The sequence below is a fragment of the Mycobacterium simiae genome (assembly GCF_008370645.1).
In the GTDB taxonomy this organism is placed as follows: Bacteria; Actinomycetota; Actinomycetes; order Mycobacteriales; family Mycobacteriaceae; genus Mycobacterium; species Mycobacterium simiae_A.
In genome coordinates, this window is record NZ_VTZN01000024.1 from 1 (window position 1) to 25,493 (window position 25,493).

General features: G+C 65.2%; 18 protein-coding genes and 2 pseudogenes. 14 read left to right on the forward strand and 6 right to left on the reverse strand.

Annotation, left to right across the window (positions count from 1 at the left end; translation table 11 throughout):
• Positions 1–325: 325 nt before the first annotated feature.
• The 10 genes from F0Q45_RS06335 to proB all read left to right on the forward strand — a co-directional run bounded on the left by F0Q45_RS06335 (position 326) and on the right by proB (position 12,638).
• Positions 326–937 (forward strand): LysM peptidoglycan-binding domain-containing protein, encoded by a 612-nt coding sequence (locus F0Q45_RS06335; protein ID WP_149653136.1) that lies wholly within the window; start codon positions 326–328, stop codon positions 935–937.
• A 64-nt stretch (positions 938–1,001) separates the two neighbouring features.
• The gene (locus F0Q45_RS06340; RefSeq protein WP_149653137.1) at positions 1,002–3,665 is read left to right on the forward strand and encodes a valine--tRNA ligase; all 2,664 of its coding nucleotides are present in this window, start codon (positions 1,002–1,004) and stop codon (positions 3,663–3,665) included.
• On the forward strand, positions 3,662–5,104 hold the full coding sequence (gene folC, locus F0Q45_RS06345; protein WP_149653138.1) for a bifunctional tetrahydrofolate synthase/dihydrofolate synthase: 1,443 nt from the start codon (positions 3,662–3,664) through the stop codon (positions 5,102–5,104). Before F0Q45_RS06340 ends, folC begins: the two co-directional genes overlap by 4 nt.
• Positions 5,101–5,466, forward strand: a complete 366-nt coding sequence (locus F0Q45_RS06350; RefSeq protein WP_149653139.1) for a DUF4233 domain-containing protein — start codon at positions 5,101–5,103, stop codon at positions 5,464–5,466. Before folC ends, F0Q45_RS06350 begins: the two co-directional genes overlap by 4 nt.
• 67 nt (positions 5,467–5,533) lie before the next feature.
• Positions 5,534–5,944, forward strand: a complete 411-nt coding sequence (ndk, locus tag F0Q45_RS06355; protein ID WP_149653140.1) for a nucleoside-diphosphate kinase — start codon at positions 5,534–5,536, stop codon at positions 5,942–5,944.
• Between the two features lie 327 nt (positions 5,945–6,271).
• Positions 6,272–9,172 carry an Rne/Rng family ribonuclease gene (locus tag F0Q45_RS06360; protein ID WP_149653141.1) on the forward strand — a complete coding sequence of 967 codons (2,901 nt, stop codon included), beginning with the start codon at positions 6,272–6,274 and terminating at the stop codon, positions 9,170–9,172.
• 177 nt (positions 9,173–9,349) lie between these two features.
• The gene (rplU, locus tag F0Q45_RS06365) at positions 9,350–9,661 is read left to right on the forward strand and encodes a 50S ribosomal protein L21 (protein ID WP_149653142.1); all 312 of its coding nucleotides are present in this window, start codon (positions 9,350–9,352) and stop codon (positions 9,659–9,661) included.
• Positions 9,662–9,708: 47 nt separating this feature from the next.
• Positions 9,709–9,975 carry a 50S ribosomal protein L27 gene (rpmA, locus tag F0Q45_RS06370; RefSeq protein WP_149653143.1) on the forward strand — a complete coding sequence of 89 codons (267 nt, stop codon included), beginning with the start codon at positions 9,709–9,711 and terminating at the stop codon, positions 9,973–9,975.
• Positions 9,976–10,080: 105 nt separating this feature from the next.
• The gene (obgE, locus tag F0Q45_RS06375) at positions 10,081–11,535 is read left to right on the forward strand and encodes a GTPase ObgE (RefSeq protein WP_149653144.1); all 1,455 of its coding nucleotides are present in this window, start codon (positions 10,081–10,083) and stop codon (positions 11,533–11,535) included.
• Positions 11,532–12,638: a glutamate 5-kinase gene (proB, locus tag F0Q45_RS06380; protein ID WP_149653145.1), complete on the forward strand. Its 1,107-nt coding sequence runs from the start codon at positions 11,532–11,534 to the stop codon at positions 12,636–12,638. The genes obgE and proB overlap by 4 nt, the downstream gene beginning before the upstream one ends.
• Before the next feature lie 16 nt (positions 12,639–12,654).
• On the opposite strand, the gene F0Q45_RS06385 is transcribed toward proB, so the two are convergent.
• Together F0Q45_RS06385 and F0Q45_RS06390 are read right to left on the reverse strand one after the other, a co-directional pair.
• Entirely contained in the window at positions 12,655–14,676 is a 2,022-nt protein-coding gene (locus F0Q45_RS06385; protein ID WP_149653146.1) for a PE family protein, read from the reverse strand.
• Between the two features lie 152 nt (positions 14,677–14,828).
• Positions 14,829–15,684: pseudogene (locus tag F0Q45_RS06390) on the reverse strand (Sir2 family NAD-dependent protein deacetylase).
• Between the two features lie 72 nt (positions 15,685–15,756).
• Here F0Q45_RS06390 and F0Q45_RS06395 point away from each other — a divergent pair.
• Positions 15,757–17,799: an NAD(+) synthase gene (locus F0Q45_RS06395; protein WP_149653147.1), complete on the forward strand. Its 2,043-nt coding sequence runs from the start codon at positions 15,757–15,759 to the stop codon at positions 17,797–17,799.
• Here F0Q45_RS06395 and F0Q45_RS06400 read toward each other — a convergent pair.
• Genes F0Q45_RS06400 through F0Q45_RS06410 form a run of 3 tightly spaced genes read right to left on the reverse strand, consistent with a single transcriptional unit; the run spans position 17,796 to position 20,418 of the window.
• A complete protein-coding gene (locus F0Q45_RS06400) occupies positions 17,796–18,296 on the reverse strand; it encodes a LeuD/DmdB family oxidoreductase small subunit (protein WP_149653148.1) in 501 nt (166 codons plus the stop codon). The two genes, F0Q45_RS06395 and F0Q45_RS06400, sit on opposite strands and share 4 nt — an antisense overlap.
• Positions 18,293–19,540 (reverse strand): aconitase/3-isopropylmalate dehydratase large subunit family protein, encoded by a 1,248-nt coding sequence (locus F0Q45_RS06405; protein ID WP_149653149.1) that lies wholly within the window; start codon positions 19,538–19,540, stop codon positions 18,293–18,295. Before F0Q45_RS06405 ends, F0Q45_RS06400 begins: the two co-directional genes overlap by 4 nt.
• Entirely contained in the window at positions 19,531–20,418 is an 888-nt protein-coding gene (locus F0Q45_RS06410) for an isocitrate lyase/PEP mutase family protein (RefSeq protein ID WP_149653150.1), read from the reverse strand. The genes F0Q45_RS06405 and F0Q45_RS06410 overlap by 10 nt, the downstream gene beginning before the upstream one ends.
• A gap of 92 nt (positions 20,419–20,510) precedes the next feature.
• Between F0Q45_RS06410 and F0Q45_RS06415 the strand changes: the two genes are divergently transcribed.
• Positions 20,511–21,311 (forward strand): GntR family transcriptional regulator, encoded by an 801-nt coding sequence (locus tag F0Q45_RS06415; RefSeq protein ID WP_262490891.1) that lies wholly within the window; start codon positions 20,511–20,513, stop codon positions 21,309–21,311.
• A 91-nt stretch (positions 21,312–21,402) separates the two neighbouring features.
• On the opposite strand, the pseudogene F0Q45_RS06420 reads toward F0Q45_RS06415, so the two are convergent.
• Positions 21,403–21,744 (reverse strand): annotated as a pseudogene (locus F0Q45_RS06420) (PfkB family carbohydrate kinase); the annotation flags it as partial.
• A gap of 118 nt (positions 21,745–21,862) precedes the next feature.
• On the opposite strand from F0Q45_RS06420, the gene F0Q45_RS06425 reads away from it, so the two are divergent.
• Together F0Q45_RS06425 and F0Q45_RS06430 are read left to right on the forward strand one after the other, a co-directional pair.
• Positions 21,863–24,055: an adenylate/guanylate cyclase domain-containing protein gene (locus F0Q45_RS06425; RefSeq protein WP_149653153.1), complete on the forward strand. Its 2,193-nt coding sequence runs from the start codon at positions 21,863–21,865 to the stop codon at positions 24,053–24,055.
• The gene (locus F0Q45_RS06430; protein ID WP_149653154.1) at positions 24,052–25,455 is read left to right on the forward strand and encodes a mechanosensitive ion channel domain-containing protein; all 1,404 of its coding nucleotides are present in this window, start codon (positions 24,052–24,054) and stop codon (positions 25,453–25,455) included. Before F0Q45_RS06425 ends, F0Q45_RS06430 begins: the two co-directional genes overlap by 4 nt.
• The last annotated feature ends 38 nt before the right edge of the window (positions 25,456–25,493 follow it).

Here is a 25,493-nt window from a genome sequence, read left to right on the forward strand (position 1 = left end):
CTACATGCATCCGCACTGGCTTCGGCATACGTCAATGCTACGAGATGAACTCACAAGCAAGTGGCATCAACACACCGAATTCACTGACTACACCAAACCGGAATAAGCAGCCGCCAATCCCTGCTCAACCACCAAAACCGACTACCCGACCGCACTTAACTTCGGGCTAACCGGCAAAAAATAGCTGGCGCCACAACGAGGTTACCTTGAGTGGAAGTCAATAGAGGCCACGCCACGAGCATGAGATTTGGGCACACGGTATCCGGAATGCCGGCCGGCATCAGTAGGCCGGCCTTGGAATCGAACGAGATCGAAAGGGAATTTCATGTCGGACACACTGACTGAGGGTCAGCAGCTGGTGCGGGGGGAATCGCTGGTTTCCGCCAACGGGGCCTACACACTCGCACTGCAGGAGGACGGCAACCTGGTGCTCGCCTCCCGTGGTAATCCGTTGTGGGCCACGGGGACTACCGGTCAAGATGTGGTGCGTGCGGAAGTGCAGCGCGACGGCAACTTCGTTCTCTACACGGCGGACAAGCCGATCTGGCACAGCGACACCAAGGGCAAGAAGAACGTCCGACGCGTGCTTCAGGATAATCGCAACCTGGTGCTGTACGCTGCTGACGGGCCGGCCTGGTCCACCAAGACGGAGACCGACTTCCTACCACCGCCCGGACCCGCTGCCGCGGAAGACACCTCTGCTTCGGAGCCAGCAGAGCCCATCGGTGAAGCCGCCGCAAACCCGGTCGCCGAAGTGCCGACAGAGCATGAGCCGGAGCCTGCCCCGCGGACGTACACCGTCGTGTCTGGCGACACCCTCTGGGCCATCGCCGGGCGTCTCTACGGCGACGGAAACCAGTACCAGGTGATCGCCGACGCCAGTAGCATTCCGAATCCCGACCTGATTTACCCGGGCCAGGTGCTCACGATTCCCTAATCGCAGCTCACCTAGACGTTTAGCCGCCTCAACGCCCGTTCGCGGCGGTTCCTAGAATTGACCGGTGACCGCCAGCGCCCGCTCTGACGCCGACCAGTTGCCCAAGTCGTGGGATCCGGGCGCGATGGAGGGCGCCATCTATCAGCAGTGGCTGGACGGCGGCTACTTCACCGCCGATCCGTCCAGCACCAAGCCCGCCTATTCGATTGTGCTGCCGCCGCCCAACGTGACCGGCAGCCTGCATATGGGTCACGCGTTGGAACACACCATGATGGACGCACTGACCCGCCGAAAACGGATGCAGGGCTACGAGGTGCTGTGGCAGCCAGGTACCGACCATGCCGGTATTGCCACTCAGAGCGTGGTGGAAAAGCAGCTCGCGGTCGACGGCAAGACCAAAGAGGACTTCGGCCGGGAACTGTTCGTCGAAAAGGTCTGGGACTGGAAGCGGGAATCGGGCGGGGCGATCGGCGGCCAGATGCGCCGGCTGGGCGACGGTGTGGACTGGAGCCGCGACCGGTTCACCATGGACGAGGGCCTGTCCCGGGCGGTGCGGACGATCTTCAAGAGGCTCTACGATGCCGGGCTGATCTATCAGGCCGAGCGGCTGGTCAACTGGTCGCCGGTGTTGCAGACGGCGATTTCCGACCTGGAGGTCAACTACCTGGATATCGAAGGCGAGCTGGTGTCGTTCCGGTACGGCTCTCTCGACGACTCCCAACCTCACATCGTGGTGGCCACTACCCGAGTTGAGACGATGCTGGGCGACACCGCGATCGCTGTGCACCCCGACGACCAGCGGTACCGCCATCTGGTCGGCACCAGCCTGCCGCACCCTTTTGTCGACCGGCAGCTGATCGTCGTCGCCGACGAGCATGTGGACCCCGAGTTCGGCACGGGCGCAGTCAAAGTCACGCCCGCACACGACCCGAACGACTTCGAGATCGGGATGCGGCACGGCCTGCCGATGCCCTCGATCATGGACACCAAGGGCCGGATCGCCGACACCGGAACGCGATTCGACGGCATGGACCGATTCGAAGCACGAATCGCGGTGCGGGAAGCGCTTGCGGCGCAGGGCCGCGTCGTGCAGGAGAAACGGCCGTACCTACACAGCGTCGGACACTCCGAGCGCAGTGGGGAGCCGATCGAACCCCGGTTGTCGTTGCAGTGGTGGGTGCGGGTGGAATCGCTGGCCAAAGCCGCCGGCGACGCGGTACGCACCGGCGCCACCGTCATTCACCCGGCCAGCTTGGAGCCGCGTTGGTTTTCTTGGGTCGACGACATGCACGACTGGTGCATCTCGCGGCAGCTGTGGTGGGGCCACCGCATCCCGATCTGGTACGGGCCCGACGGCGAGAAGGTGTGCGTCGGTCCGGACGAAACACCCCCGCAAGGCTGGGAGCAGGATCCCGACGTGTTGGATACCTGGTTCTCGTCCGCGCTGTGGCCGTTTTCGACGCTGGGCTGGCCGGATAAGACTGCGGAGTTGGAAAAGTTTTATCCGACCAGCGTATTGGTCACCGGCTATGACATCCTGTTCTTCTGGGTGGCCAGGATGATGATGTTCGGCACGTTCGTCGGCGACGACGACGCCATCACCCTTGACCGGCACCGCGGCCCCCAAGTGCCGTTCACCGACGTGTTCCTGCACGGGCTGATTCGTGATCAGTTCGGCCGCAAGATGAGCAAGTCCAAGGGCAATGTCGTCGATCCGCTGGACTGGATAGCTGAGTTCGGAGCCGATGCGTTGCGCTTCACGCTGGCCCGCGGCGCCAGTCCCGGCGGCGACTTGTCGGTAAGCGAGGATGCCGTGCGCGCGTCGCGCAATTTCGGCACCAAGCTCTTTAACGCGACCCGTTACGCGTTGCTCAATGGCGCTCGGCTGGCGCCGGTGCCGCCACCAGCCGAGCTGACCGATGCCGACCGCTGGATGTTGGGGCGCCTGGAAGAGGTTCGGGCCGAAGTAGATTCGGCCTTCGACAGCTACGAATTCAGCCGCGCCTGCGAGGCGCTTTATCACTTCGCCTGGGACGAGTTCTGCGACTGGTATCTTGAGCTGGCCAAAGTGCAGCTTGCCGAAGGGATTTCGCATACCACAGCCGTGCTGGCAGCGGGCTTGGACACGTTATTGCGGTTGCTGCATCCGGTGATCCCGTTTGTCACCGAAGCGCTCTGGCAGGCTTTGATAAACGGGGAGCCCGGCCTACAGTCGTTGGTAATCGCCGGCTGGCCGCAGCCTTCCACGATCGCTCCGAATCCCGTTGCTTCGCAACGAATCAGCCACATGCAGAAGTTAGTCACTGAGATCCGGCGGTTCCGCAGCGATCAGGGTCTGGCTGACCGGCAGAAGGTACCAGCCCGGTTGACCGGTCTCGACGATGCGGATCTGACCGGCCAGGTCGCCGCCGTAACATCGTTGGCCTGGCTCACCGCAGCAGATGATGATTTTGCGCCGTCAGTGTCCCTGGAGGTTCGGCTCAGCCGCGCGACCGTCGTCGTCGAACTCGACACGTCGGGTGCTATCGATGTGGCAGCCGAGCGTCGGCGGCTGGAGAAGGAACTGGCGGCAGCCCACAAAGAGCTCGCCGCAACCGGTGCCAAGTTAGCCAACGCGGACTTCCTGGCTAAGGCTCCGGAAGCCGTCGTCGATAAGATCCGTGACCGCCGGCGGCTGGCGTACGAGGAGAGCGACCGGATCACGGCCAGGCTAGCTGCGCTGCGATGAGCCTCGAGTCGCGAGATTGGCCGGCCAGCAGCGTGTCTCCCACCCCCGCCGAGATCGCGTCGCTGTTGCAGGTCGAGCACCTGCTGGACCAACGCTGGCCGGAAACACGCATCGAGCCGAGCCTGACCCGGATCAGCGCGTTGCTGGACCTGCTCGGTTCTCCGCAACTCAGCTACCCTTCAATCCACGTCGCCGGCACCAATGGCAAGACGTCGGTGGCGCGGATGATCGATGCGCTGGTCACCGCACTGCACCAGCGCACCGGCCGAAGCACCAGCCCGCACTTGCAGTCGGCGGTGGAACGCATCTCAATCGACGGAAAGCCGATCAGCCCGGCGCGGTATGTGTCGACCTACCGCGAGATCGAGCCGTTCGTGCAGCTGATCGATCAGCAGTCACTGGCGTCATCTTCTGGGGCTGGGCCGCGCCTGAGTAAGTTCGAGGTCCTCACCGCGATGGCGTTCGCTGCGTTTGCAGACGCGCCTGTCGACGTAGCGGTGATCGAGGTCGGTATGGGTGGACGCTGGGACGCCACCAATGTGATCAATGCGCCGGTGACGGTTATCACTCCGATCAGCCTGGACCATGTCGAGTACCTGGGTGGCGATATCGCCAGCATCGCCGGTGAAAAGGCGGGCATCATCAAGCGGGCCGCCGATGGCTCACCGGACACCGTTGCTGTCATCGCCCGTCAGCTGCCGGAGGCCATGGAGGTGCTGCTGAGCCAAGCGATGCGCGCCGACGCCGCGGTAGCCCGGGAGGGTTACGAGTTCGGCGTGCTGGGCCGCCAAGTCGCAGTCGGTGGCCAGATGCTGCAGCTGCAGGGCCTCGGCGGGGTGTACTCCGACATTTACCTGCCGCTGCACGGCGAACACCAGGCGCACAACGCGGCGGTGGCATTGGCCTCGGTCGAGGCCTTCTTCGGCGCGGGTGCCCAGCGTCAGCTTGACGTCGAGGCGGTGCGGGCGGGTTTTGCCGGTGCCAGCAGTCCGGGCCGGCTGGAGCGTTTGCGGAGCACACCTACGATGTTCATCGACGCTGCGCATAACCCGGCCGGGGCGGCCGCGCTGGCGCAGTCGCTGGCCGCCGAGTTCGACTTCCAGACGCTGGTCGGGGTGGTCAGCGTGTTGGCCGACAAGGACGTGGACGGCATTCTGCAAGCGTTGGAGCCCATACTCGATTCGGTCGTCGTGACCCACAACGGGTCACCGCGAGCGCTGGACGTCCCATCGCTGGCCGCGGCCGCTGAACAGCGATTCGGCCCTGAGCGGGTGATAACTGCCGACAACCTGCGCGATGCCATCGACACCGCGACCGCGCTGGTAGACGACGCGGCCGCGGAAAATGGTGGCGCGTTGTCGGGCGCCGGGATTGTCATCACCGGCTCGGTCGTCACCGCAGGGGCTGCTCGCACGCTGTTTGGTCGTGATCCAGAATGACCGGCCAGACCCCGGCGCCACCGGCGGACCCATGGAAAAGCTTCGGTGCGGTCATGGCCGCGACCCTGCTGCTCGAGGCGATCGTGGTGCTGCTGGCGATCCCGGTAGTGGGCGCGGTGGGCGGCGGGCTGAGTCCGGCGTCGCTGGGGTATTTGCTCGGATTGGCCGCACTGCTGGTCGTGCTGTCTGGGATACAGCGCAGACCCTGGGTGATTTGGGTGAACCTGGGGGTGCAGCTGGTGGTGCTGGCTGGCTTCGCAGTTTACCCGGGCATCGGATTCATCGGTGTGCTGTTCATGGGGGTATGGGTGCTGATCGCCTACTTTCGAGCAGAGGTCCGGCGCACAGAACGCCGGGGCTAGTCGCCGCCATCGTGTTATAGCCAGGCCTGTTTGGGCGTCCCCCGTCGGCCCTCTATTGTTGGGCACCGTGACCGAACGGACGCTGGTACTGATCAAACCTGACGGTGTCGAACGCCAGTTGATAGGCGAGATCATCAGCCGTATCGAGCGCAAAGGCCTCGCTATCGCAGCGTTGGAGCTCAGGACGGTCAGCCAGGAGCTGGCCAGCCGGCATTACGCCGAACACGAAGGCAAGCCGTTCTTCGGTTCGTTGCTGGAGTTCATTACCTCGGGTCCGGTGGTGGCGGCCGTGGTGGAGGGACCGCGAGCAATTGCCGCGTTTCGCCAGCTTGCCGGTGGCACTGACCCGGTGGACAAGGCCGCGCCCGGCAGCATCCGCGGCGACTTCGGCCTGGAAACCCAATTCAACCTGGTGCATGGCTCCGATTCGGCTGATTCGGCCCAGCGTGAAATCGGGCTTTGGTTTCCTGGCGCTTAGCGCAGGGACGCGGGCGTGCGACTCGATTTTCAGCAGTGCGTAGCTCGGACGAGGGTGACCGCGTTCCGTTATATGGGATACTGACTGCGGGTGAACGTCGCCGGACCGGCGTCCTACACCCGAATGAAGACTTAGACAAGCGCGACCATCGCCATTTCGCGATGCGGCGCGGCATGTCAAGCCGTCATTCAGCACGGCGCCGAGTGCGCTCGCCCTGAGCCGCTCGGAGCGAGACCATCACAAGTCCGGGAGAAGTGACCCGGGCACATAGCGAAGCCCTCGCGTGGCCGCGTCAAACTGACGCGCCCGGGGGCTTGAGGAGAACACGTGGTAGACGGTGCCCCACCTGCAGACCCAAGAGAGCCGACACAGCGTGAGGAACTGCCGGACCGCCTAAGAGTCCACTCGCTGGCGAGAACGCTGGGAACCAGCAGCCGGAAGGTGCTGGACGCGCTCAACGCGCTGGATGGGCGAATCCGCAGCGCCCATTCCAGCGTCGATCGCGTCGACGCCGTTCGGGTGCGTGACCTGCTGGCCGAGCGGTCCGGAGAAGAAGAAAGTGCTGCGCCCACTGTCGCCGAGACGGCTGGTCCGCCCGAGCAAGCCGATGTGCCTGCCGAACCCGAGTCCCGGCTGCTGCTGGAAACACAGGAGACGGTGCAGATCGTTGCGACCTGGGTCGAGCGACCGCACTACATGCCGTTGTTCGTCGCACCCCAGCCGATTTCCGAGCCGATCGGCACGGACGACGATGTCGATGATCAGGCTGCCGACGACCTAGACGATGGTGACGACGAAGAGCTGGCTGATCGGCCGACCAGTAAGCGACGACGGCGTGGCCGTCGCGGTCGCGGTCGCGGACGTGGCGAGCAGGGCGGATCCGACGGGCCGTCTGAGGGGGCGAGCCAAGCCGGTGACGACGCTGACGAGGCCGAACAGCAGCAGGCGGGTGCGGATTCCGCCGGGTCCGACGGCCCCGATGGCGAAGACTCCCTGGATGCCGAAGACATCGACAATGGCGAAGAAGACAATGGTTCATCCGAGAGCGGCAGCCGTCGGCGTCGGCGGCGTCGTCGACGGAAGTCAGGTGCGGGCGAGGACAGCGACGAAGGTCCGGCTCCGGATGATCCACCCAACACGGTCGTGCACGAGCGAGCGCCCAGAAACGGCGGCAGCTCCGGAGGCGATGACGCTGGCGGCAACGAAATCAAGGGCATTGACGGCTCGACCCGGTTGGAGGCCAAGCGCCAGCGCCGCCGCGACGGGCGCGATGCCGGGCGGCGGCGCCCGCCGGTTTTGACGGAGGCCGAATTCTTGGCTCGGCGCGAGGCCGTCGAGCGGGTAATGGTGGTCCGCGACAGGGTCCGCACTGAGCCACCGCACCCGGGCGTGCGCTACACCCAGATCGCGGTGCTTGAAGACGGCATCGTCGTTGAGCATTTCGTGACGTCAGCGGCGTCTGCCTCGTTGGTGGGCAACATGTACCTGGGCATTGTGCAAAACGTGCTGCCGTCGATGGAGGCGGCCTTTGTCGACATCGGTCGTGGCCGCAACGGTGTGCTTTACGCCGGTGAAGTCAACTGGGATGCAGCGGGCCTTAACGGGTCCGACCGCAAGATCGAGCAGGCCCTCAAGCCCGGCGACTACGTCGTCGTGCAGGTCAGCAAGGACCCGGTCGGTCACAAAGGCGCGCGGCTCACCACGCAAGTCTCGTTGGCCGGCCGCTACCTGGTTTATGTGCCGGGAGCGTCTTCGACCGGGATCAGCCGCAAACTGCCTGACACCGAACGCCAACGGCTCAAGGAGATCTTGCGGGACGTGGTGCCGCCCGACGCGGGTGTCATCATCCGCACCGCGTCCGAGGGCGTCAAAGAGGAGGACATTCGCGCCGACGTTGCCCGGCTGCAAGAACGCTGGAAGCAGATCGAGGCCAAGGCCGGCGAAGTCAAGCAGAAGGCCGCCGGAGCCGCGGTGGCGCTCTACGAAGAGCCCGATGTGCTGGTCAAGGTCATCCGCGATTTGTTCAACGAAGATTTCGCTGGGCTGATCGTCGCTGGCGACGACGCCTGGACCACGATCAACGAGTACGTGAATTCCGTTGCGCCCGATCTTGTTTCAAAATTGACGAAGTACGAGCCGGCTAACCTTGCTGCGGACCAGACGGCCCCGGACGTCTTTGCGGTGCATCGTATCGACGAGCAGCTGACCAAGGCGATGGACCGCAAGGTGTGGCTGCCCTCGGGCGGGACGTTGGTGATCGACCGCACTGAAGCGATGACGGTCATCGACGTCAACACCGGAAAGTTCACTGGCTCCGGGGGCAATCTGGAGCAGACGGTCACCAAGAACAACTTGGAAGCGGCCGAGGAGATCGTGCGTCAACTGCGGCTGCGGGACATCGGCGGCATCGTGGTTATCGACTTCATCGACATGGTGTTGGAGTCCAATCGAGACTTGGTGCTGCGTCGGCTGACCGAGGCGCTGGCCCGCGACCGCACCCGTCACCAGGTCTCCGAAGTGACGTCGTTGGGTTTGGTCCAACTCACCCGCAAGCGCCTGGGAACCGGCCTTATTGAGGCTTTCTCGACATCGTGCCCCGACTGCAGCGGTCGCGGGATTTTGCTGCACGCCGATCCGGTGGATTCGGCGTCCGCAACGGGACGAAAGTCGGAGTCGGGTGGTCGGCGCAGCAGGCGATCCAAGAAGAGCCGCGCCGAAGAGCCCAGTGAGCAAGGGCCGGTAGCCAAGGTTCCCGCGCACGCACCCGGCGAGCATCCGATGTTCAAGGCGATGGCCGCCGGCTCATCACCGGGTTCCGGTCGAGGTGACGGGGAATCCGCCGAGTCTGATGAGCAGCTCGACGCGCAGACCGATGAGCAGAACGCAGTCCGAGTGTCTGACGAGTTCGAAGACGCCGACGACTTCGAGGACGTCGACGAGACCGAAGAACGCGACGACATCGAGGACACCGACGAGGACGGGGAACTCGATGACGAGGAGCTCGACGAGGACGATGAACTCGACGACGATGAGGACCTCGACGACGATCTGGATGACGAGCTCGATGTCGATGACTCGGATACCGACGATGACAAGGATTTTGATTCCGAACCCGAGAGTGGTCTCGAAGAAGCGCAGCTGCCCATCGATGTCGGCTCGGTTCTCGAACGACCGCGCCGGCGGCGTGCGGCGGGTCGGCCGGCCGGTCCACCCATCCATCTGGGCTAGGTTGACCCACACCGGTTTGACCCTGTAGCTGCTGGTCACGTACCCTGGGTCAGTTGTCGCCTGGCTGCCATACCGTTTGGCCCGGCGACAGCGGGACAGCTGAGTCCGCAAACCAGACCCGCACGCGCAAGCAACCGGTGACGCGTGCCCATAACAGTAAACAGAGGTGCAACCACGATGGCGACCTACGCAATCGTCAAGACCGGCGGAAAGCAGTACAAGGTTGCCGTCGGAGACGTGGTCAAGGTCGAGAAGCTGGAGTCCGAGCCGGGTGCCCAGGTATCGCTGCCGGTGGCGCTGGTTGTCGATGGTGCCACCGTGACCACAGACGCCGGCGCCCTGGCCAAGGTCGCGGTGACGGGCGAGGTCCTCGAGCACACCAAGGGCCCCAAGATCCGGATCCACAAGTTCAAGAACAAGACCGGCTATCACAAGCGGCAGGGCCACCGTCAGCAGCTGACGGTCCTGAAAGTTACCGACATCGCGTGATGGGCCGTCAGGCGAAGAACAGACAACACTGAACGGAGGCGATGTACATGGCACACAAGAAGGGCGCTTCCAGCTCACGCAACGGTCGCGATTCCGCCGCGCAGCGGTTGGGTGTCAAGCGGTTTGGCGGCCAGGTCGTCAAGGCCGGTGAGATCCTCGTTCGCCAGCGAGGCACCAAGTTTCATCCCGGTGTCAACGTCGGCCGCGGCGGCGATGACACGTTGTTCGCCACCGCGGCTGGGGCGGTCGAGTTCGGTGTCAAGCGCGGCCGCAAGACCGTCAATATCGTCGCGGCGGCTATCCGGGAGGCCTAGCCGCGTCCATCACGCGTCCTACTCAGGCTCGAGATCGACGTTTTTGCAGCTGGGCTCTCGCGCAAACAGTGCAGAACGTAGATTTCGTCATGGAAAGGAAGCGCGATGCCTCGATTCGTCGATCGGGTCGTCATCCACGCGCGGGCGGGTTCCGGCGGTAACGGCTGCGCCTCGGTCCATCGTGAAAAATTCAAACCGCTGGGCGGTCCAGATGGCGGCAACGGTGGTCGCGGCGGCAGCATCATCTTCGTCGTCGACCCGCAGGTGCACACCCTGCTCGACTTCCATTTCCATCCCCATGTTTCCGCGCCGTCAGGCAAACCGGGCATGGGCAACAACCGCGACGGAGCCGCGGGCGCCGACCTGGAAGTCAAGGTGCCCGACGGTACTGTAGTGCTGGACGACCACGGCCGGCTGCTGGCCGACCTGGTTGGTGCGGGTACCCGATTTGCCGCCGCGGCTGGTGGCCGCGGCGGTTTGGGCAACGCCGCGCTCGCGTCGCGCGCCCGCAAGGCACCCGGCTTTGCTCTGCTGGGCGAGCCGGGCCAGACTCGTGACCTCACCTTAGAGCTCAAAACCGTCGCCGACGTCGGATTGATCGGTTTCCCGTCGGCCGGAAAGTCGTCTTTGGTATCAGTCATTTCGGCGGCAAAACCCAAGATCGCCGATTACCCGTTCACCACGCTGGTGCCTAATCTCGGCGTGGTATCAGCGGGCGAGCATTCGTTCACCGTCGCCGATGTGCCAGGTTTGATCCCGGGTGCATCGCGGGGCCGCGGCCTGGGGCTGGATTTTTTGCGACACATCGAGCGCTGCGCGGTGCTGGTGCACGTCGTCGACTGCGCCACCAACGAGCCGGGCCGCGATCCGATCTCCGACATCGACGCGCTGGAAGCCGAACTCGCGGCCTACACGCCCACGCTGCGCGGCGACGCAGTGCTCGGCGATCTCACCGAGCGGCCCCGCGCGGTTGTGCTTAACAAGATTGACGTGCCCGAGGCGCGTGAGCTGGCCGAGTTCTTACGCGACGAGATTGCCGAACGCGGCTGGCCGGTGTTCCTGGTATCGACGGTGAGCCGGGAAAACCTGCAGCCGTTGATCTTTGGGCTGTGGCAGCTGGTATCGCAATACAATGCAGCGCGGCCGCAGGCGGTGCCGCGACGGCCGGTGATCCGCCCGGTGCCGGTCGACGATAGCGGCTTTACGGTAGAGCCGGACGGGTACGGGGGATTTGTGGTGACCGGTGCCCGGCCCGAGCGCTGGATCGGCCAGACCAACTTCGACAACGACGAGGCTGTCGGCTACCTGGCCGACCGGCTGGCGCGGCTGGGTGTCGAAGAGGAGCTGCTGCGGTTGGGCGCCCAACCCGGGTGCGCGGTGACGATCGCTGACGTGACCTTCGAGTGGGAGCCGCAAACCCCCGCGGGCCATCATGTCGCCATGTCGGGCCGTGGCACCGATGCGCGACTGGACCGCAGCGAGCGAGTCGATGCCGCCGAGCGCAAGGCGGCCCGTCGGCAGCGACGTGAACGCGGTCCCCAGCACGGTGGAGTCCGATGACCACTTCGCACCGGGAAGCCATCCGAGCGGCGCGTAGCCTCGTCATCAAGGTCGGGACGACTGCGCTGACAACGCCGTCGGGGATGTTCGATGCCGGCCGGTTGGCCCAGCTCGCCGACGCGATCGAGGGGCGGATGAAGGCGGGCACCGACGTCGTCATTGTCTCGTCGGGCGCGATCGCGGCCGGTCTCGATCCGCTCGGATTAGCCTGTCGTCCAAAGGATTTGGCAACCAAGCAGGCTGCGGCCAGCGTCGGGCAGGTGGCGCTGGTGAACGCATGGAGCGCGGCGTTCGCGCGGTATGGGCGCACGGTCGGGCAGGTACTGTTGACGGCGCACGATATTTCGATGCGGGTGCAGCACACCAACGCCGCTCGCACCCTGGACCGGCTCCGGGCGTTGCATGCGGTGGCGATCGTCAACGAGAACGACACGGTGGCCACCAACGAGATTCGCTTCGGTGACAACGATCGGCTGTCGGCGCTGGTGGCCCACCTGGTCGGCGCGGAGGCTCTGGTGCTGCTGTCCGACATCGACGGCCTCTACGATTCGGATCCGCGAAAGTCGTTGGGGGCGAAGTTCATTCCTGAGGTGTCCGGGCCCGGCGACCTGGAAGGTGTGGTTGCCGGCCGCAGCAGTCACTTGGGCACCGGTGGGATGGCGTCCAAGATGTCGTCGGCATTGCTGGCCGCCGACGCGGGGGTGCCGGTGCTGCTGGCCGCCGCGGACGATGCCGCGACGGCGCTGACCGACGCCGCGGCCGGCACCGTGTTTGCGGCACGGCCCGAGCGGATGTCTGCGCGCCGGTTCTGGGTGCGGTATGCCGCCGAATCGGCCGGTGCGCTGACTATGGACGCAGGTGCAGTCAATGCTGTTGTGCGGCAGCGTCGTTCGCTGTTGCCAGCGGGTATCACGGCGGTATCGGGCAAGTTTTTCGGCGGCGATGTCGTCGAATTGTGCGGGCCTGACGCGACCATAGTGGCTCGTGGCGTAGTCGCCTACGACGCGACCGAACTGGCCACCATGATGGGCCGGTCCACCTCCGAGTTGCCCGGCGAGCTGCGCCGGCCCGCGGTGCACGCCGACGACCTGGTAGCGGTATAGCGGCTTGCCGGACGCGCTACCCGCTCTGACCAGAGTCGCCGGAGCCGCCCGCCTTGCCGTCCAATCCTGAGGCGCCGTCAGACGTCGACCCCTTGCCCCCGGCGCCTGCAGCGCCGAATCCGCCGCCGGCTGCGCCGGCACCACCGGTGCCGCCCTGTCCCGGGCCGCCGCTGGCGCCCGCCTCGCCCAACAAGAATCCGCCGGACCCACCGATGCCGCTGGCGCCGCTGGCGCCACCGTTGCCGCCATTGCCGCCCTTGCCGCCGTCGCCGCCGTCGCCGCCGGCACCACCATTGGTGGTGGCACTGCTGGTGGTTATAGCTTGCCCTCCAGGACCCGCGCTCGCGCCGGCGGCGCCGGTCCCGCCGGTGCCGCCCGCACCACCGATACCGGCGTTGCCGCCCTGGCCGCCGTTGCCGATCAGTAGCCCGCCGGCGCCGCCGGCACCGCCGATACCACCGGTGCCGCCGGTGCCTCCGTTGCCGCCGAGTCCACCGTCACCGCCGTTGCCTCCAGCGCCGCCGGACGCGTTCCCGGAGAAAGACTCGGCTTCCGCGCCGCTCCCGCCGATGGCACCCGCGCCGCCGACCGCGCCCGTGCCCCCGGTCCCGCCCGTTCCGCCGGTCCCGCCCTGGCCGCCGTTGCCGATGAGCAGCCCGCCGGCACCGCCGGCACCGCCGGCACCGCCGATACCGCCGATGCCTCCGTTGCCGCCGAGTCCACCGTCACCGCCATTGCCTCCGCCGCCGCCGGATGCGCTCCCGGTTATAGTCTCAGCTCGCCCGCCGTTTCCGGCGATGGCACCCGGGCCGCCGACCGCGCCCGATCCGCCGGTTCCGCCCGTTCCGCCGGTCCCGCCGGCACCACCATTGCCGATCAGGAGGCCAGCACGACCCCCGTTGCCGCCTGCGCCCCCAGTGCTGGCCACACCACCCGACGCGCCGGCGCCGCCGTCGCCGCCAATACCGCCACCACCCCCCGTGGCAGCACCACCACCCAAAGAGACGCTCGACCCGCCACTGCCGCCGGCACCGCCGGCACCTCCGGCCGCTATCCCCACAGTCCCGTTGCCCCCGGAACCCGCTATGGCATTTGACTCGGCCTGAGCGGCTCCGCCGTCACCGCCAGCACCCCCGATCCCGCCGACACCGCCGGCGCCGCCATTACCGGCGAAAGCACTGCCCGATGCGACGGCGTCGCCGCCGGAACCGCCGCTGCCCCCGATGGCGGCGAAGGCGCCGTCCGCGCCGCCTTGACCACTGCTGGCGACGGCATCGCCGCTGACGGCGGATACGCTCACTCCAGGGGTCCCGGTGGCGGCTTGGCCGCTGATCGTGGGGTTGACACCGTTGGCCCCGGTTAGCCCGCTACCCCCTTGCCCACCGGCGCCGCCGTCGCCGAACAGCAAGGCACTGCCGCCGTTGCCGCCAGCCGCGCCCGTCCCGCCCATCCCGCCGGCGCCGCCGTTGCCGAACAGCAACCCGCCGCTGCCCCCGTTGCCGCCGACCGCGCCGGCCCCACCCAATCCGCCATTGCCGCCGCTGCCGATCAGCCCGGCGCTGCCCCCGTTCCCGCCGGCCTGGCCGGCCACCCCATTTCCGCCATTGCCCCCATTGCCAAACAACAAACCCCCAGCTCCGCCGGGCTGGCCCGGGCCCCCGTTGGCCCCGTTGCCGATTAGCGGACGCCCCCACAGCGCCTCAGCGGGCGCGTTCACCACGCCCAATACACCCTGCTCAAGGCTTTGCAGCGGCGATGCGCTGGCGGCCTCAGCGCTCGCGTACCTACCGCTTGCGCTGCCCAATAACTGCGCAAACTGCGCATGAAATGCCAACATCTGCTTGCTGAGCGTTTGATAGGCCTGCCCGTGCTGAGAAAACAGCACCGCGATCGCCCCCGACACCTCGTCGCTGGCTGCAGCTAACACCTGCGTGGTCGGAGCCGCCGCCGAATTCGCTGCGCGCAGAACCCCTTCCAAGCTTTCCAAATCTCTTGCCGCTGAGGCCAACAACTCCGGGACCGCCACCAAGTACGACATTGCACTCCTAGCTGTCATTATCGCCGCGAGCGAGCAAATACCCCTTGAGGGCAGCTGACAGCGATCGTAGTGGGCCAACCAGATTCTGTTTGCCAAAAGATGAATTGCCCCAACTCAGCCGACTGCGGCGTCCCATGTCGAGCAATTCTGGGTCAGGAGCCCAGGCGAGAAGAGACGCCCGGCATGGGCTGCGCTTCGACCAACTCACCAGCCAGCAACACCAGCAGTTCGGAGCAGCCCCCGTCGACCTTTGACGTTAGCCAGACGGTCACCGCGGGTTGGGCCCCGATTGACGATCGCGATCGGCAAACCGAGGGCAGCGGCGTGGCGCGCGAACCGGTAGCCGGAGAACACCGTCAACGACGAGCCGGCCACCGGCAATGCCTCAGCTTGGGTAACCAACGAATATGCGTGGGCCACAACTTGCTTCGCAACGCTCTCGCCGAAGAAGACGATATCGGGCTTGAGCGTGCCGGCGCAGGCTGGACAGTCGAGGTAATGAAGCGACGCGGTATCGGTCACCGCGGCGATGACGGCGTCGGCATCGGGAGCCACCGCCAGGCCGCTGACCGCTTTGGCGCGTTCACTGAACCCGGGGTTGAGCGCTTCCAGCTGTTCGGCTCATGGTGTGGCCGCAACTCAGGCACGTCACCTGCGCATAGATGTCATGCAGATTGATCACAGCGCGGCTGCCGGCCTTGGTGTGCCGCAGATCGACGTTTTGGGTGATTACCCCGGTCACCACGCCGGCTCGCTCCAGCCTGGCCAGCGCCCGATGACCGGCGTTGGGCGAGGTGTCGTCCATGTGCCGCCAGCCAACGTGATTGCGGGCCCAGTAGCGCTGCCGAAACGCCGGGTCGGACGTGAACTGGCCGATCGTCATGGGATTGCTCGGCGGCGAGTCAGGTCCGCGGAATCGGGTATGCCGGAGTCGGTGCAAATCCCCGCACCCGCGCGGACCGCGATCCGGCGACCGGCCAGCAGCGTGACGAGCTTGGGGGACTCCACCCAACCGAGCGTAGGTAACGGCTGCCACCCCGTCACCCGTTCGTTACCGCGGTACCGGAACAATGGAAGGCAATGAGCTTCTATTCCGCATACCAGCACGGGTTCGTGCGCGTGGCCGCGTGCACGCACCACACCACCATTGGGGATCCGGCCGCCAACGCCGAGTCGGTTTTGGGCCTGGCCCGCCAGTGCCACGACGACGGTGTTGCGTTGGCGGTGTTTCCCGAGCTGACGCTGTCGGGTTACTCGATCGAAGACATCCTGCTGCAGGATGCCTTGCTCGACGCTGTCGAAGACGCGCTAGCAGACGTGGTGGCGCGCTCGACTGAGCTGTTGCCAGTGCTGGTTCTCGGCGCGCCGCTGCGGTATCGACATCGCATCTACAACACCGCGGTCATCATTCATCGCGGGGCGGTGCTGGGTGTGGCCCCGAAGTCCTACCTGCCCACGTATCGGGAGTTCTACGAGAGCCGTCAGGTCGCAGCCGGAGACGACGAGCGGGGCGCCATCCGGGTCGGTGGCGCCGACGTGCCGTTTGGCCCTGATCTGCTGTTCGCCGCGTCGGACCTGTCCGGGTTTGTGCTGCATGTGGAAATTTGCGAGGACATGTTCGTGCCGGTACCGCCCAGCGCGGAGGCGGCGCTGGCCGGGGCGACCGTGCTGGCCAACCTGTCAGGCAGCCCGATCACCATCGGGCGTGCCGAGGACCGCTGTCTGCTGGCCCGGTCGGCGTCGGCGCGGTGCCTGGCCGCCTATGTCTATGCGGCCGCCGGAGAAGGGGAGTCGACCACCGACCTGGCCTGGGACGGCCAGACGATGATCTGGGAGAACGGCTTGCTGCTGGCCGCCTCCGAGCGCTTCCCCAAGGGCGAGCGCCGGTCGGTGGCCGACGTCGACACCGAGTTGCTGCAGGCGGAGCGGCTGCGGATGGGCACCTTCGACGATAACCGACGCCACCACCGGGCGTCGGTGGAGTCGTTTCGGCGCATCGAATTTCGGCTGGATCCGCCGACTGACGACATCGGATTGCGGCGTGCGGTCGAGCGATTCCCGTTCGTCCCTGCCGATCCACAACGGCTGCAACAGGATTGCTACGAGGGTTACAGCATCCAGGTATCCGGCCTGGAGCAGCGGCTGCGGGCGCTGCACTACCCCAAGGTCGTCATCGGCGTGTCGGGCGGCCTGGACTCAACGCATGCGTTGATCGTCGCTGCCCGCGCGATGGATCGCGAAGAACGGCCGCGCAGCGACATTTTGGCGTTCACGCTACCGGGTTTCGCTACTGGCGAGCACACCAAAAACAACGCCGCGCGGCTGTGTCGTGCCCTCGGTGTCACCTTCGAGGAGATCGACATACGCGACACTGCTGCGCTGATGTTCAACGAGATGGGCCATCCGTTTGCGCGCGGCGAAAAGGTGTATGACGTCACCTTTGAAAATGTTCAAGCCGGTCTGCGCACCGATTATCTCTTCCGTTTGGCCAACCAGCGCGGCGGGATCGTGCTCGGCACCGGCGACCTGTCCGAACTGGCGTTGGGCTGGTCGACCTATGGCGTCGGCGACCAGATGTCGCACTACAACGTCAACGCCGGTGTACCGAAAACACTGATCCAGCATCTGATCCGCTGGGTCATTTCCTCGGGTCAGTTCGATCAGCAGGTGGGCGAGGTACTGCAGTCGGTACTGGACACCGAAATCACCCCCGAGCTAGTCCCGTCGGGCGAAGAAGAAGAACTGCAAAGCAGCGAAGCGAAGATCGGGCCCTTTGCACTGCAGGATTTTTCGCTGTTTCAAGTGTTGCGCTACGGATTTCGGCCGTCGAAAATCGCGTTTTTAGCCTGGCACGCGTGGAGTGACCCGCTGGGCGGCGCGTGGCCACCCGGCTATCCGGACGAGCAGCGCCCGTCCTATTCGCTGGCCGATATTCGGCACTGGCTGCAGGTCTTCGTCCAACGGTTCTACTCGTTCAGCCAGTTCAAACGCTCGGCATTGCCCAATGGCCCCAAGGTGTCACACGGGGGCGGTTTGTCCCCGCGTGGTGATTGGCGCGCTCCGTCGGACATGTCGGCGCGAATCTGGCTGGCCGAAATCGAACGTGAAGTGCCGCCAGACTAATTCGGCAGGTAACCCTGCGCCGCCAACCGGGGCAGGATGCCGCCGCTGGTGATGATGTCGAGGATCAGTGCGGGCAGGGTCGGGGCCGTCCCGCAGGCTCCGGTGGTGTCGTTGCGCCAGCGGCCTGCCGCGAGATCGAAGGTACCGCGGTCGCCTTCCCGGAAAAAGTTGGTGGCGTGCGGCACCGTCATCACCGGCAGACCGGCGTTGACCGCATTGCGGAAAAAGAGAGAGTTGAACTCTTCAGCGACGAGCCCGGCGATACCGAGTTCGATGAACAATGTCGCAACCGGCCGCGACGATCCAACCCCGAAGTTCTTGCCCGCCAACACGATATCGCCCGGCGACACCTGATCGGTCCAGCCTGGACGAAGTGCGTAGAAGATGTGCCGGGCCGCCTGCGGCGCATCCATCTTCATCGCGAAGGCGGGATACATCGCATCGGTGTTGAGGTCGTCTCCGAACACCCATACCTTGCCGCTGAGCATCACAGTCATGCCGCCACGCTCCTTGGGTCGGTGATGTAACCGGTCACTGCCGAAGCGGCGACCGTCGCCGGTGACGCCATGAAGATGTGCGCCGCGCTGCTGCCCATCCGCCCGGTGAAGTTGCGGGTGCTCGACGTGATGCACACTTCGCCGGGCCCGAGTACCCCCATGTGATAGCCAAAGCAGGCGCCGCAGGTGGAGTTGGTGACGACGGCCCCGGCATCGGCAATGTCTTGCAGGTAGCCCAACCGCATGGCATCGCGGTATACCGCTTGCGAAGCGGGTGTGACCAGCAGCCGCACCCCCGGCGCTAGGCTTTTGCCGCGCAGCACCTGCGCCGCGATTTCCAGGTCCTCGAGTTGCCCGTTGGCGCACGATCCGATGAACGCCTGATCGACCTTCTGCTTGCTGCATTGAGAGACGGGCAGCCCGTTGCGGCTGACCCCGCCGGGCAGTGCCACATAGGGCTCCAGTGTGGCTAGGTCGATGTGTCGCACTTCGTGGTAGCGTGCGTCGGGATCTGGTGTGGCAGGGTGGTATCCGGTGCTGCCCAGGCGGTCGAGAAGGCTCAGCAATGTATCGTCAGCCTCGAATATGCTGAAATCAGCCGAAAGTTCGGCCCCCTGCGTCGCGATGGTGCGCCTATCGTGCATGGGCACGGTGCCCAGGCCGCGGCCGCCGAACTCGAGGGTTAGGTTAGCTGCGTCGCCGTAGCGGCTGGCGATATGCAAGAAGATGTCCTTGCCGCTGACGGTCTTTGGTTTTACCCCGCCGAGCTCGTAGCGGATAGTTGGCGTGACGTGGTACCACGTTTGGCCGGTGCACATGATCGAGTACATCTCGGCGCCCCCCAGGCCGCGAGCCGCGGCGTTGTACGCGCCGCCGGCACAGGTATGGGAGTCGCTGCACGCCAGCACCTCTCCGGGCCGGGCCAGACCGTTCTCGGCAACGACTTGATGGCTGATGCCATGGCGGCCGACGTCGTAGAAGTGCCGCACGCCGAAGTCGGCAACGAACTTACGGGCACGCTGGGCGCCGGCAGCATCGTTGATCGACGGCGCCGGCACAGCGTGGTCGAGGACCACGGCCAGCTTGTCAGGGTCACAAATGCGGTTGGGCTGGACCCAGTTTCTGCAGAATTGAAGGTCGATCAAGACAGTCATGTCGACATCGACGACGACAGTTTCGCCAGGCGACACCGACTCACGGCCGGTCTTGCGGGCAAAAATCTTTTCGATGATGGTCATGCCCATGCGCCGGCCTCCGCAGAAGTGAACCTGGCCTCGATTTCAGACCACTCCGTCAAACCAACCAAAGTGAAGAAATCAGATGGTGTTTCGGTCCAGCCGGTTACCGCGTCAGTCCCGTTGAGTTCACACAGGACCCGCAGCATGCCGGCGGCGGCGCACCGCACTAGATGGCTCGGATGGATGGCCACCGCATAACCCAGCTCCTGCAGCCGTGTCAGCGGCACTTGCGGAGTCAGGCCGCCGATGACCAGATTAATCAGCAGAGGAGCTTGGACTTCTGTTGCGATGCGCCGGATTTCGCTGATGTGCCGCGGCGCCTCGACAAAGATGATGTCAGCGCCCGCGGCCGCATACCGGTTGGCGCGTTCAATGGCAGCGTCCAGGCCGAGCGGGGCGCGCGCGTCGGTGCGGGCCACGATGAGCAGGTCGTCGTCGGACCGGGTGTCGAGTGCGGCTGCCAGCGTCTGCTCGAATACCGCGGCGTCGACGACGCGTTTGTCCGGCAGGTGACCGCATCGCTTAGGAAAGACCTGGTCCTCCAACTGGATCGCCGCCACACCGGCGTTGTCGTAGGAACGGACGGTCCGCACCACGTTCTTGGTGTCGCCATAGCCGGTGTCGGCGTCGGCGATCAGCGGGATGTCGCCCAGCACTCCCACGACCATCCGGGCCCGCTCGGCCATTTCAGATGCCGTCACCAGGCCGATGTCCGGTAAACCGAAACCGGAAGCCGCCACGCCCGAGCCGGTCAGATACGCTGCGACGTGGCCGGTCCGCTTGGTGAGCTGAGCCGAGATTCCGTCGAAAACACCTGGTGCAATCACGAGTTCCCGGGTGTTGAGCAGGCTCCGCAACCGCTGGCGGGCTGGTGTCGTGGCCATGAATGACGCCCTTTCCTCGATCCCTAGTTGTTATACATATATAACAACTAGGGATCGATCGGGGCAAGCCCAGCTGTGTAACCATTGACTCCGTGCACCCAGGCAGCAAGACCGCCCCGGTCTCGGCCAGCGCCGGGGTACCGTTGCACCGGCAGCTCTTCCTGGTGCTACACGATGAGATTGAGCGCGGCGTGCTCGCTCCGGGAGCTGGCCTGCCCACCGAGCAGGCGCTGTGCCAACAATTCGGGGTTTCACGGATCACCGTACGCCGCGCCCTGGCGGACCTGGCCGAGCATGGATATATCGAGCGCAAGCACGGCGTCGGCTCCTTCGTGCGGGAGCGCGGCCCCGCCAACCAGCCCACCCCGAGCCGCTCATATCTGGACGGCTTGCGGCAGACCCAGTTCGAGACTGAGGTCGAAATCATCGAACTCGGGGTACGGCGAGCACCGCCCTCTGTGGCCGAAGCGCTCCAGACTTCTGCCGACCTACTGCACGTCGTGCGACTGCGCCGGCAACGCAGGACTGGCGAGCCATTGATCGTGAGCGACGTGTGGCTGCCGGCCACGCTGGCCGACGCGCTGACCGAGGCGACGCTGCGGCGCAAGCCGCTGTTCGAACTGTTGAAAGGCCAGGGCGTGACCGTGGACCGGGTACGGCATGAGATCACCGCCGAAATCGCTGGCCCGCGCAATGCGCAGCTCCTCGACATTGCGATTGGGGCCGCGCTGTTGCGGATCAATCGCTTGATATTCGCTGCGGGCGCGGCGCATCACTACCAGTCGGTGCTCTTGTCGCCGACTCGCAGCCGGGTGCTGCTTAGCCAGTCGTCGGATGAACTCGAGGCGGCCGACGGTCTGGCGATCGCACACGATGTACGCCCCGAGCCTTAGCGGATGAGCGCCGCCTCGATCGCGTCGGCATCCGGTGCGCGCTGCCCCGCACCTGGCGGCAATGTCGCGAGCGCACCAGCCGCGCAGGCCCGTTCGCTCCGCGAGCCACCACGATGGTGTTCTCGGCGCCGGCGTCGACCACGATGATCGCCGTTCCACTCGGCCCGGTGACCACGACGATTCCGTCGATGCCGACACCGTTGGTGAGCAAGTGGGCGCGTAGCCGGTCGCCGGCCGCATCGTCACCCACCGCGCCGATGAACTGGACTTGCCCTCCAGCGCGCGCTGCGGCCACCGCCTGATTGCCGCCCTCGCCTCCGGGCGAATAGTTCACTGCCGACGCCAGCACGGTCTGGCCAGGGCGGGGGAGGGCGGGGACTCCTAACGTCAAGTCCATGTTCACGCTGCCCACCACGCAGATTCGGGTCGTCATTTCGCCGACGTTGGTGGTCCTTTGTCGGCAAACGCCGTTCTGGCCGCATCCTTGGCGCTAGTCTGCCGTCAGACCAGTGGAGCGTGAGCAGTCCGTGGCATAGCAGAAGGGAAGCCGGTTGACGTCGGGCCAGGCAACACACTCGGCACCAGAAGCGGCAGCAGCCCCGGCCACCAAGAGCCCGAAGACCCAGAGCCGCCGCCGGCGGCTGTTTCGGGTAAGCATCCAGTCCAAACTTATGGTGCTGCTCCTGGTGTCGAGCGTCTTCTCGGTCGCCGCCATCGTCGTCGTCGGCTATCAGACCGGACGTGCTTCGCTGAAGGCGGCCGCCTACGAGCGGTTGACCGAGTTGCGGGAATCGCAGAAGCGGGCCGTGGAAACGCTGTTTTCCGATTTGACGAATTCGCTAGTCATCTATGCCCGTGGCTTGACGGTGGTCGATGCGGTCGCGCAGTTCACCGCCGGCTTCGATCAATTGGCCGACGCGACGATCAACCCTGCCCAGCAGCAAGCGATCGTCAATTACTACACCAACCAACTCATCAAGCCGGTCCGGCAAGCCACTGGTGAAACACTCGACATCGCCGCACTGTTGCCGACGTCCCCCGCCCAGAAGTATCTGCAGGCGTACTACACCGCGCCGTTCTCGTCGGACCAGGACTCGATGCGGTTCGACGACGCCGGCGACGGGAGCGCATGGTCGGCCGCCAACGCGCGGTTCAACGGCTATTTCCGGGAAATCGTCACCCGCTTCGATTACGACGACGCGGTCTTGCTGGATACCCGCGGCAATATCGTTTACACCCTCAGCAAAGACCCCGACCTCGGCACCAACATTCTCACGGGGCCCTATCGCGAGTCCAATCTGCACGATGCATACCTGAAAGCGTTGGGCGCCAACGCAGTCGACTTCACCTGGATCACCGACTTCAAGCCGTATCAGCCGCAATTGGACGTGCCGACCGCGTGGCTGGTGGCCCCGGTTCAGGTTGGCGGGAGGACGGAAGGTGTTATTGCGCTGCCGCTGCCGATCGCCAAGATCAATCGGATCATGACCGCCGATCGGCAATGGCAAGTTGCCGGCATGGGCCGCGGCACTGAGACCTATCTGGCCGGCCCGGACGGTTTGATGCGTTCGGACTCAAGGCTCTTCGCGGAAAAACCGGAGGAATACCGGCGGCAATCGGTGGCCGCCGGCACCCCGCCCGACGTGGTCAACCGAGCGATCCAGACCGGTGGCACTACGTTGCTGCAGCCGGTTGCCAGCGCGGGCTGGCGCGCCGCCCAACGCGGCCAGACTGGAACCATCACTGCCAAGGACTATACCGACAACCAAGAACTGGAGGCGTACGCGCCGCTGGACGTGCCGAACTCCGATCTGCACTGGTCGATTCTGGCGACCCGCGACAACTCCGAGGCGTTCGCGGCAGTTGCCGCATTCAGCAGGGCACTGGTGTTGGTTACGGTGGCCATGATCTTCGTTATCTGCGTGGCTTCGATGCTGATCGCCCAGGCAATGGTGCGGCCGATCCGGCGGCTCGAGACCGGCACCCAAAAAATCAGCTCCGGCGACTACGACGTCACCATTCCGGTCACTTCGCGCGACGAAATCGGCGACCTCACAGTGGCTTTCAATGAGATGAGCCGGAACCTGGAAATCAAAGAAGAACTGCTCAACGAGCAACGCAGGGAAAACGACCGGCTGTTGCTGTCGATGATGCCCGAGCCGGTGGTACAGCGCTACCGCGAGGGTGAGGAGACCATCGCTCAGGAGCACCAGGACGTCACCGTCATCTTCGCCGACATCCTTGGGCTGGATGAGATTTCCAGCGGCCTGTCGGGCAACGAGTTGGTCGGTATTGTCGACGACTTGTTCCGGCAATTCGACTCGGCCGCGGAATCCCATGGTGTGGAAAGGATTCGCACCTTGCACAACGGTTACTTAGCCAGCTGCGGGGTCACCACACCGCGGCTGGACAATATCGCCCGCACCATCGACTTCGCCCTGGAGATGCGGCGCATCGTCGAGCGGTTCAACCGGCAAACGGGCCACGAACTGCGCCTGCGGGCCGGAATCAATACCGGCAATGTCATCAGCGGGCTAGTGGGTCGATCCAGCGTTGTCTATGACATGTGGGGTGCCGCGGTCAGCATGGCTTACCAAACTCACAGTGGCTCACCCCAACCCGGCATCTACGTCACCTCGCAGGTCTACCAGGTGATGAGAGATGTTCGTCAGTTCACGCCGGCGGGCACGATTTCGGTCGGCGGGGCCGACGAGCCGATCTACCGATTGTCGCAGCGATCATGAACGTCTTCAGTGCGCCGTGGTTCTACTGGGCGCTCGGCATTGCGGTCGGATTGCCGGTCGGGCTGATCTTGCTCACCGAGCTGCACAATGCACTCGTCCGGCGAAAAAGTCACCTGGCCAGGCAGGTAAGCCTGCTGCGTAACTACTTGCTGCCGCTCGGTGCGCTGCTGCTGCTGCTGGTCAAAGCCTCTCAGATCCCAGCCGGAGATGGCATGGTGCGGGTCCTCACCACGCTGTTCGGCTTCATGGTGCTGGTGTTGCTATTGTCCGGGCTGAACGCCACGGTGTTTCAGGCTGCACCCGAAAGCAGTTGGCGCAAGCGGCTACCCACCATTTTCCTCGACGTCGCCCGGTTCGCGCTGATCGGTGTTGGCCTGGCGATGATCCTGTCCTACATCTGGGGCGTCCGGGTTGGTGGCTTGTTCACCGCGCTGGGCGTGACCTCGGTGGTCATCGGCCTGATGCTGCAGAATTCGGTCGGCCAGATTGTGTCGGGGTTGTTCATGCTCTTCGAGCAGCCTTTCCGGATCGACGACTGGCTGGACACGCCCACCGCGCGGGGACGGGTGGTGGAGGTGAACTGGCGTTCGGTACATATTGAGACCGGAACAGGGTTGCGGATCACGCCGAACTCGATGCTGGCAACCACGTCCTTCACCAATCTGTCCCGTCCGGGCGGCTCGCACAAATGCATGATCACAACCAAATTCGCCCTCGCCGACCCGCCGAACACGGTCTGTGCCATGTTGACCAGGTGTGCCAGTGCGCTGCCGCAGCTCAAACCTGGCGTCGCGCCGGTGACGGTCGCGCTGGGCGGGGGTGAGTACCGCACCACCGTCCGGCTCAAGTCACCCGCCGATGACGGCGCCACCCAGGCGACATTTCTGCCCTGGGTCTGGTATGCCGCCCGCCGGGAAGGGCTTCACCTCGACGAGGCCGATGACGAATTCTCGACGGCCGAACGGGTGCGTGACGCACTGCAAACGGTGGTGGGTCCGGAGCTGCGGTTGAGTCTTACCGATCAGCAGTCACTGGTCCCCTATGCGAAAGTGGTGCGGTACGGCGCCGACGAGATCGTGCAGCATGCGGGGCTGGTGCCCAACAGCATGACGTTCATCCTCGCCGGCAGTGTCCGTCTCACGGTGACGGCGGAGGACGGTTCTGTTGTTTCTATCGGCACGCTGCACGAGGGTGCATTTGTGGGGGTGACCGCGTTGACCCGCCAACCCAACCCCTCCGGCGCAGTTGCGCTGGAGGAGGTGACGGCCTTGGAGATTGACCGAGAACACCTCGAGCACGTGGTCATGAACAAGCCGACCCTGCTGCAAGAGCTGGGCCGGCTGATCGAGGAGCGGCAAACCAAGGCGCAGCGGGTAGGCCACCGAGAACGGGTCGGCTAGCCACAGTTCGACTCGTTCGATGCCGCGGCCGAGGTCGA

Bases quoted from the DNA above. Each gene is read 5' to 3' on its own strand.
- F0Q45_RS06335 (WP_149653136.1), top strand. From the start codon at position 326: ATGTCGGACACACTGACTGAGGGTCAGCAGCTGGTGCGGGGGGAATCG.
- folC (WP_149653138.1), top strand. From the start codon at position 3,662: ATGAGCCTCGAGTCGCGAGATTGGCCGGCCAGCAGCGTGTCTCCCACC.
- F0Q45_RS06350 (WP_149653139.1), top strand. From the start codon at position 5,101: ATGACCGGCCAGACCCCGGCGCCACCGGCGGACCCATGGAAAAGCTTC.
- rplU (WP_149653142.1), top strand. From the start codon at position 9,350: ATGGCGACCTACGCAATCGTCAAGACCGGCGGAAAGCAGTACAAGGTT.
- rpmA (WP_149653143.1), top strand. From the start codon at position 9,709: ATGGCACACAAGAAGGGCGCTTCCAGCTCACGCAACGGTCGCGATTCC.
- obgE (WP_149653144.1), top strand. From the start codon at position 10,081: ATGCCTCGATTCGTCGATCGGGTCGTCATCCACGCGCGGGCGGGTTCC.
- proB (WP_149653145.1), top strand. From the start codon at position 11,532: ATGACCACTTCGCACCGGGAAGCCATCCGAGCGGCGCGTAGCCTCGTC.
- F0Q45_RS06385 (WP_149653146.1), bottom strand. From the start codon at position 14,676: ATGTCGTACTTGGTGGCGGTCCCGGAGTTGTTGGCCTCAGCGGCAAGA.
- F0Q45_RS06395 (WP_149653147.1), top strand. From the start codon at position 15,757: ATGAGCTTCTATTCCGCATACCAGCACGGGTTCGTGCGCGTGGCCGCG.
- F0Q45_RS06400 (WP_149653148.1), bottom strand. From the start codon at position 18,296: ATGACTGTGATGCTCAGCGGCAAGGTATGGGTGTTCGGAGACGACCTC.
- F0Q45_RS06405 (WP_149653149.1), bottom strand. From the start codon at position 19,540: ATGGGCATGACCATCATCGAAAAGATTTTTGCCCGCAAGACCGGCCGT.
- F0Q45_RS06410 (WP_149653150.1), bottom strand. From the start codon at position 20,418: ATGGCCACGACACCAGCCCGCCAGCGGTTGCGGAGCCTGCTCAACACC.
- F0Q45_RS06430 (WP_149653154.1), top strand. From the start codon at position 24,052: ATGAACGTCTTCAGTGCGCCGTGGTTCTACTGGGCGCTCGGCATTGCG.